At 37.3% G+C, this 7,925-nt stretch carries 6 protein-coding genes; all 6 read left to right on the forward strand.

Annotation, left to right across the window (positions count from 1 at the left end; all coding sequences use genetic code 11):
- The first annotated feature begins 417 nt into the window (after nt 1-417).
- The gene (locus tag BFG57_RS07445) at nt 418-1,833 is read left to right on the forward strand and encodes an isochorismate synthase (protein ID WP_069716855.1); all 1,416 of its coding nucleotides are present in this window, start codon (nt 418-420) and stop codon (nt 1,831-1,833) included.
- A complete protein-coding gene (gene menD, locus BFG57_RS07450) occupies nt 1,820-3,580 on the forward strand; it encodes a 2-succinyl-5-enolpyruvyl-6-hydroxy-3-cyclohexene-1-carboxylic-acid synthase (protein ID WP_069716856.1) in 1,761 nt (586 codons plus the stop codon). Before BFG57_RS07445 ends, menD begins: the two co-directional genes overlap by 14 nt.
- Nucleotides 3,567-4,364 carry a 2-succinyl-6-hydroxy-2,4-cyclohexadiene-1-carboxylate synthase gene (gene menH, locus BFG57_RS07455; RefSeq protein WP_069716857.1) on the forward strand — a complete coding sequence of 266 codons (798 nt, stop codon included), beginning with the start codon at nt 3,567-3,569 and terminating at the stop codon, nt 4,362-4,364. The genes menD and menH overlap by 14 nt, the downstream gene beginning before the upstream one ends.
- 52 nt (nt 4,365-4,416) lie before the next feature.
- Nucleotides 4,417-5,235: a 1,4-dihydroxy-2-naphthoyl-CoA synthase gene (menB, locus tag BFG57_RS07460; RefSeq protein ID WP_069716858.1), complete on the forward strand. Its 819-nt coding sequence runs from the start codon at nt 4,417-4,419 to the stop codon at nt 5,233-5,235.
- An 84-nt stretch (nt 5,236-5,319) separates the two neighbouring features.
- Nucleotides 5,320-6,819 carry an o-succinylbenzoate--CoA ligase gene (locus tag BFG57_RS07465; RefSeq protein WP_069716859.1) on the forward strand — a complete coding sequence of 500 codons (1,500 nt, stop codon included), beginning with the start codon at nt 5,320-5,322 and terminating at the stop codon, nt 6,817-6,819.
- A 12-nt stretch (nt 6,820-6,831) separates the two neighbouring features.
- Nucleotides 6,832-7,925 (forward strand): o-succinylbenzoate synthase (menC, locus tag BFG57_RS07470; RefSeq protein ID WP_069716860.1); only part of this gene is annotated, 1,094 nt, incomplete at its 3' end.

Genomic DNA, 7,925 nt, shown 5'->3' on the forward strand with positions numbered 1-7,925 from the left:
TTTTGTATGAGTTTGTTAAGAAAGGCTGAAAAAATAATATAAGCATATTTGCATCAACATGCCTTTCTCTTCTTCATGTTTCTACGCGTATGCGTTCCAGTCCTTGAGTTTGCATTTTCAATTTACTGGAAATTTTTTGTCCGTATTTTTGAACATAAACTATATGAACAAATAATTAAATTGAGAAATTCGATTTTTGTTCACATTTAAGTTTAGGGAAACCCTCTTATACTGTCAATGGTTTTAATCATGTAAATTCTTTTTTGTAATATAAGGATAATCATTCTATCAATTATGAAAATCCTTAAAATGTTTGGATTTGTAAAAACGTGATATGCTTATATTGACACTATAAGTCTTGCGTTGTATTTTAAAATAAGTTAACTATGTGCGAATTTGCCTATGGAGGGAGCAATCATGGTTGCAATTCAGCAAGAAGCTGTAACAGAGCAACTCGCTCTTGGAGTTAAAAAAGCTACAGAACAATCTCGAGAAATTCTCGTAAGTATAGTTAAAAAAGTAAGAGGTTGTTCACCGTTGTCAGTTTTTGCATCTGCAGGAGCGCTTAATATAAATGAAAGAGTTTTTTGGTCGGAGCCTAATGGTGATTTTCAAGTTTCTGCTATTGGTGCGATTCACACGGTGGAAGCGTTTTCGGATGATCGTTATACAGAAGCGACATACAAATGGCATGAAATTAAGAAGGGTGCAATCATTTCTCCTCATAGTAGACCAAGGGGCACTGGTCCTCTCATGCTAGGAGGCTTTTCTTTTGATGAGCAACCTGTAAAACATAAATTATGGAGTGAATTTCCTCATACAAAGTTGATCTTACCTGTGATGATGGTTTCATTTATTGAATCAGAAGCATGGCTAACGATAAACACTTTAGTAAAAGCTAATGATGATGTCGAAGTTAAGGCTAGTGAAATAATGAAGCTAGAGCAACAGTTATTATTAAATGTGAATGAACATCTTCATAGAGAGAATCTGAGTATACTTTCTATTGATGAGAAAGCGAAGGAAGATTGGTTGAACACGGTAGATTTCTTAGCAAGTGAAATGCGTGATCAATTATATGAAAAGGTTGTATTGGCAAGGGAGTTACGCCTCAAACTAGATCAGTCAATTCAAGTTGAGAATGTGTTACAGAAGTTGTTGAACGAGCAATCGACATCTCATATTTTCGCTTTTCAGTTTGAATCAGATTGCTTTGTAGGGGCATCACCAGAACGATTAGTTAAACGTGAAGGTGGACAGTTTCTTTCTACTTGCTTAGCTGGTTCTACTGGGCGTGGAACAACAGTTGAGATTGATCAAGAGTTAGGACAAGCTTTATTGAACGATGAGAAAAACCTTCATGAACATCAAATTGTTGTTGATATGATACGTTCTGCAATGGAGATTTGTTGTTCTGAAGTAGATATTCCTACTTCCCCAATTTTATATAAGGCGCGAGATATTCAACACCTATATACACCAGTTGTAGGAAAAGCAAAGGAAAATGTTTCACTTCTATCCGTTGTTGGACATTTACATCCAACACCTGCTCTTGGTGGATATCCAAGAAATGTTGCATTGAAAAAAATTCGAGAGCATGAAGCACTTGAGAGAGGTTGGTATGCAGCACCTATCGGTTGGATTGATTATGAAGGAAATGGTGAATTCATTGTGGCAATTCGTTCAGGGCTTATTCAAGGAAATGAAGCTTCATTATTCGCGGGGTGTGGCCTCGTTGGTGATTCAAATTCTGAGAGTGAGTATGATGAGACAAGAATTAAATTTCGTCCGATGCTTTCAGCGATAGGGGGAGTTAACGATGCCTACCAATAATCCACTGAGTTCTTATATACATGCATTTGTAGATGAATTGGTGAGAGCGGGGGTTAGGAGAATAGTCATTAGTCCTGGTTCTCGTTCAACTCCGATTGCCATGGCCGCAGCTCAACATCCTAAAATGGAAACATGGGTGAATGTTGATGAGCGTTCAGCGGCTTTTTTTGCGTTAGGCATGGCTAAAGGATCACAACATCCAGTAGCTATTTTGTGTACATCAGGTACGGCGGCAGCAAATTATATGCCTGCAGTAGTTGAGGCTAAGCAGTCTCGTGTTCCGCTGATTGTTTTAACTGCTGATCGTCCACACGAACTTAGGGATGTTGGCGCACCACAAGTAATTGACCAACTAAACATGTTTGGAAATTACGCCAAATGGTTTGTAGATTTAGCGATACCAGAGAGCACGAACGAGATGTTACGGTATATAAGAACTGTTGCTGATCGAGCAGTTGCATTAACAAAGAGTGAGCCAGCAGGGGTTGTTCATTTGAATTTTCCACTTCGTGAGCCACTTATACCAGGACCAATGCCTAATATGATGAAAACTGCTGCAAGAGATGGAATGAATCCATATACACGTATTTCAATGGGAGTTAAGCACCTTTCTAAAGAGCAAATCTTCGATTATTGTCGTTTGTTTGAAAATGTAGAAAAAGGGCTTATTGTTTGTGGACCACAGGATGATCCAATGTTAAGTGAATTTATTCTACTATTATCGAAACGACTGAATTGGCCTATAATCTCTGATCCTCTTTCTCAACTAAGAAGTATTGCTAGAGATGAAGATCATGTTATTGAGACGTATGATGCATTTTTACGTGATCAAGAAATCTCTAATTCACTTGTACCTGAACTAGTGCTTCGATTTGGCGCCATGCCAGTGTCAAAGGCATACACGTTATTTATAAAAAACAATCCTCAAATCAAACAATTCATCGTTGATTTAGATAACGATTGGCGTGAACCGACACTAATGGCGTCACATATGATTTATGCTGATTCGAAGTATTTTTGTGAAAAAGTGGCAGATTCAATTCAGAATACAAGTGGAAATGATGAATGGTTAGAGAGTTGGAAAAAGGTTAATTCTGTAACTAGACAAACAATTGAGTATTATTATACAGGTGATGTCCTTTTTGAAGGTAATGTAATAAAAGAGTTAATAGAACTAATACCTGAAAACTCTTCATTGTTCGTTAGTAACAGTATGCCTATTCGTGACTTAGATACGTTTTACCTCAACCAATCTAAACAAGTTACAACGTATGCAAATCGTGGAGCAAATGGTATTGATGGCATTATTTCAAGTGCTCTAGGTGTTAGTACCGTGAGTGAGCGACTCTTTCTTGTAATTGGTGATCTGTCGTTTTATCATGATTTAAATGGTTTGCTCGCCGCTAAGGTGTATCAATTGAATATAACAATTATCGTAATTAATAACGATGGAGGCGGAATTTTCTCTTTCCTCCCTCAAGCAAAGCATCCAGAACACTTTGAGGAATTATTTGGGACCCCACATGGTTTAGATTTTGAATATGTTGTTAAAATGTACGGAGGTACATTTGATAGAATTAAAAGTTGGCAACAGTTTAAAGACGCCGTGTTAAATAGTATGAATAGAAAAGGGTTACAAGTAATAGAAGTTCCAACTGAACGCGATGATAATGTTAACTTACACCGTTTGCTGTGGAAAGAAGTACATCAAAATGTGAAAGAGGCAACTCGATATGAAGGTTCGTGACATTAATTATCACGTTGAAACATTTGGGACTGGCCCTGCACTTATGATGTTACATGGCTTTACGGGATCTTCAGTAAATTGGTATCCTTTAGCTGAACAACTATCAGATAATTTTCAAGTGATCCTTGTAGATATTATAGGTCATGGAAATACTGAAAAGCCCCGTAATGTATCACGTTATAGTATGGAAGAGGTTGTTAGGGACATTAAGGAAATACTTGTTCAGTTGGAAATTCACAAAGTGAACTTATTAGGTTATTCTATGGGTGGAAGAGTCGCTCTATCGTTTGCTGTAACGTATCCAGAAAGTGTAGAGAGATTAATTCTGGAAAGTAGTTCACCAGGACTAAAGACAATTGAAGAGCGAATTAATCGATGTGAAGCAGATCAAAAGCTCGCCCGTAAGATTGAAAGCAACGGTATTGAATGGTTTGTGAAGATGTGGAGTGAAATACCACTTTTTTCCTCACAAAGAAGATTGTCAGATGATCTGTTAGAGAAACAGTATGAGTTGCGTATGAGAAACGATTCTTATGGTTTAGTAAATAGCTTGCGAGGCATGGGAACAGGAAGTCAACCATCATTATGGGACCAACTACAAGATCTTTCTATGCCAATTTTGATAATTACAGGAAATGAAGACGAGAAATTCTGTAACATCGCCAAGGAAATGACAAAAAAAATGAAAAATGCAAAGAATATTGTTGTAAATAGTGCTGGACATGCAATTCATCTGGAACAATTACAAATCTTTGCTAAAATAGTAGTAGATGATTTAACATAGCATCTGACATAGTAAGAATTATCATGTGAATTAATTGAGGAGGTACATAAGTATGGCAATTGAATGGGTACAAGAACGTCAATATGAAGATATTATGTATGAAACATTTAACGGTATTGCAAAAATTTCGATTAATCGTCCTGAAGTGCGAAATGCATTTCGTCCAAAAACAGTACATGAGTTAATTGATGCATTTGCATATGCTCGTGATGATTCTAACATTGGAGTTATCGTACTTGCAGGTGTGGGTGATGACGCGTTCTGTGCAGGAGGAGATCAAAAAGTTCGCGGTCATGGCGGATATGTAGGCGATGATCAAATTCCACGCTTAAACGTTTTAGATTTACAACGTCTAATTCGTGTAATTCCTAAGCCAGTAGTTGCAATGGTATCTGGTTATGCAATCGGTGGTGGTCATGTTCTTCATGTTGTATGTGACTTAACAATTGCGGCAGACAATGCAATCTTTGGACAAACAGGTCCAAAAGTAGGAAGCTTTGATGCAGGGTATGGAGCTGGTTATCTTGCACGCATCGTTGGACATAAGAAAGCACGTGAAATTTGGTACTTATGTCGCCAATATAATGCACAAGAAGCATTGGATATGGGCTTAGTCAATACGGTTGTTCCACTTGAACAGCTTGAGGAAGAAACAGTACAATGGTGTAAAGAGATGTTAGAGAAATCTCCAACAGCATTACGTTTCTTAAAGGCATCATTAAATGCTGATACAGATGGTTTAGCTGGTCTTCAACAAATGGGTGGAGATGCTACATTGTTATACTATACAACAGATGAAGCAAAAGAAGGACGGGACGCGTTCAAAGAAAAACGTGATCCGGACTTTAAGCAATTTCCGCGCTTCCCTTAATGCTACTAACTATGAAAGGCACATCTTTGTTTTGAAGGATGTGTCTTTTTTGAAATGATTTATACGTAGAGGTGTACCATTACTATGAGTGAAAAAATGCCAAACTGGCTAAAACAACGTGCCTATTTAACACCTGAACGTCCTGCAATTATAACCAAACATGAAACGTTATCCTTCCAAGAACTTCTGATTAGAGTTGAGCAATTAGCAGACCAACTTACCACTGTGGGTGTAAGACAAGGCATGCATTGTGCGTTGCTTATTCAAAATAATATTGACAGTATCGTATTAATTCGTGCTCTTGAAACAATTGGAGCGATAAGTGTAATGTTAAATATTCGTCTTACTGAGAAAGAATTAGCATGGCAAATGAATGATGCTGATGTATCATATTGCTTTTATACTTCTGACTTTCAAGACAAAGCATTAACAGCAGGTAAGGAAGTACAATCAATAAAGTTATATAGTATAACACAAGTGAAAAGTTTAAAGACATCGTCTAGTTCTAGCCGATCGATGTTTAAATTAGATGAATTACATACAATTATGTATACGTCTGGTACGACAGGTAAACCAAAAGGTGTGATGATGACTTATGGAAATCATTGGTGGAGTGCGATTGGTTCCTCGTTGAATTTAGGGATTGCTGAGAAGGATCGCTGGCTTATTTGCGTACCACTCTTTCATGTTAGTGGGCTGTCGATTTTGATGAGATCTCTATTCTATGGGATCACAATTGTGCTACATGAGCGGTTTGAAGCAGATGCCGTTAATACCTCAATTATAAATGAGCAAGTTACAATGATATCTGTAGTAAGTGCAATGTTAACTACAATGTTAAAGCAGCTTGGAGAAGAGACTTATCCAGAGAATTTAAGATGTGTATTGCTTGGTGGTGGGCCAGCTCCAATGCCTCTATTAGAATTGTGCAAACATAAAAGGGTTCCTGTATTCCAAACATATGGAATGACAGAGACGGCATCGCAGATCGTTACACTTTCTCCAGAATATATGTTGAGTAAACTTGGATCAGCTGGTAAACCACTTTTTCCAGCACAGTTGCGTATCGTACAAGATGGGCAAGATATGGAAAGAAATAATGAAGGTGAAATCGTTGTATGTGGTCCTAATGTGACGAAAGGGTATTACAAACGTCCAGATGCAACAGAAATAACGATTCAACAAGGCTGGTTACATACTGGTGATATGGGTTATTTAGATAAGGACGGTTTCTTGTATGTATTAGACAGGAGAAGTGATTTAATTATTTCTGGTGGAGAAAATATTTATCCAGCGGAGATTGAGAGTGTGCTGCTTGAGCATCCATCGGTTCTTGAGGTCGGTGTATGTGGAGTTGAGAGTGAGAGGTGGGGAGAAGTTCCTGCTGCTGTGCTCGTTTTTGAAAAAAATTCATTTTGTTCTGGAATAGAGTTAAAACAATTTTTAGAAGAGAGATTAGCAAAATATAAAATTCCAAAGGTTTTTTATTCGGTAGAAAAATTGCCTAGAAATGCTTCAATGAAACTTCTAAGACGTACACTAAAAAGTTGGATAAAACATGAAAAACTTACATTGTTACATTGAGGAAGTGATTATGTGGACATTCATAAAGTGACCCTTCATCATATAGAAATGCACTTGAAGAAACCATTTGCAGCTAGTTATGGAACCATATCTAAACGACCATTTATACTTGTTGAAATGGAAGATGAAATGGGACAAAAAGGGTGGGGTGAATGTGCAGCATTCGCCGTACCATGGTATACAGAAGAAACGATTAATGGTGCGTGGCATGTACTAGAAGATATACTAATTCCTGAGGTTTTCCAAAAAACATTCTCTCATCCGAGTGATTTGAATGAAGAACTTTCACAATATAAGAGAAACTATATGGCCAAGGCTTCATTAGATGAAGCGATATGGGATCTCTATGCTAAACGTGAAGAAAAGTCATTAGCCAATTTGATTGGTGGACATCGAGAAAGCGTAAAAGCGGGGGTAGTTGTAGGTATTCAACCAATTCCTGAAATGTTAGGTATGATCGAAGAGTATTTAGCAGAAGGTTATGAACGAGTAAAAGTTAAAATTATGCCAGGTAAGGATAAAGAAATTCTTGAGCCAATTCGTGAGCGCTTCCCAGACTTGCAACTGCTTGCAGACGGAAATAGCGCGTATACATTAGATGATCTTGATAAGTTAAAACAATTGGATGAATTTAATTTGATGATGATAGAACAGCCATTAGGTTCAGACGATATAATTGAACATGCGACGTTGCAAAAGTCGTTAAATACTCCAATTTGCTTAGATGAAAGTATCACTTCTTATGAATCTGCTAAAAAAGCAATTGAGTTGAAAAGCTGTCAAGTTATAAATTTAAAGATTGGTCGTGTCGGTGGTATAACAGCTGCAAAGCGTATTCATGATTTATGTGTTGAACATGATATTCCTGTTTGGTGTGGTGGTTTGTTAGAATCAGGAATTGGTCGAGCTCATAATGTAGCATTAGCGACTTTAGATAACTTTGTATTTCCAGGAGACTTATCTGCCTCATCACGTTATTGGGAAGAAGATATCGTGAAACCAGAATGGGTCGTAAAAAATGGGGAAATTAAAGTTCCTGAAGGAATTGGGATAGGTGTTAATATAAATTATGGCTTACTAGAAAAGGTTACAATTAGAAAAGAAGC

The organism is Bacillus solimangrovi (genome assembly GCF_001742425.1).
Taxonomy (GTDB): Bacteria; Bacillota; Bacilli; order Bacillales; family Bacillaceae_N; genus Bacillus_AV; species Bacillus_AV solimangrovi.

What these genes read in the sequence shown, in the direction of transcription:
- menH (WP_069716857.1), top strand. Translation starts at nt 3,567, where the DNA reads ATGAAGGTTCGTGACATTAATTATCACGTTGAAACATTTGGGACTGGC.
- BFG57_RS07465 (WP_069716859.1), top strand. Translation starts at nt 5,320, where the DNA reads ATGAGTGAAAAAATGCCAAACTGGCTAAAACAACGTGCCTATTTAACA.
- menB (WP_069716858.1), top strand. Translation starts at nt 4,417, where the DNA reads ATGGCAATTGAATGGGTACAAGAACGTCAATATGAAGATATTATGTAT.
- menD (WP_069716856.1), top strand. Translation starts at nt 1,820, where the DNA reads ATGCCTACCAATAATCCACTGAGTTCTTATATACATGCATTTGTAGAT.
- BFG57_RS07445 (WP_069716855.1), top strand. Translation starts at nt 418, where the DNA reads ATGGTTGCAATTCAGCAAGAAGCTGTAACAGAGCAACTCGCTCTTGGA.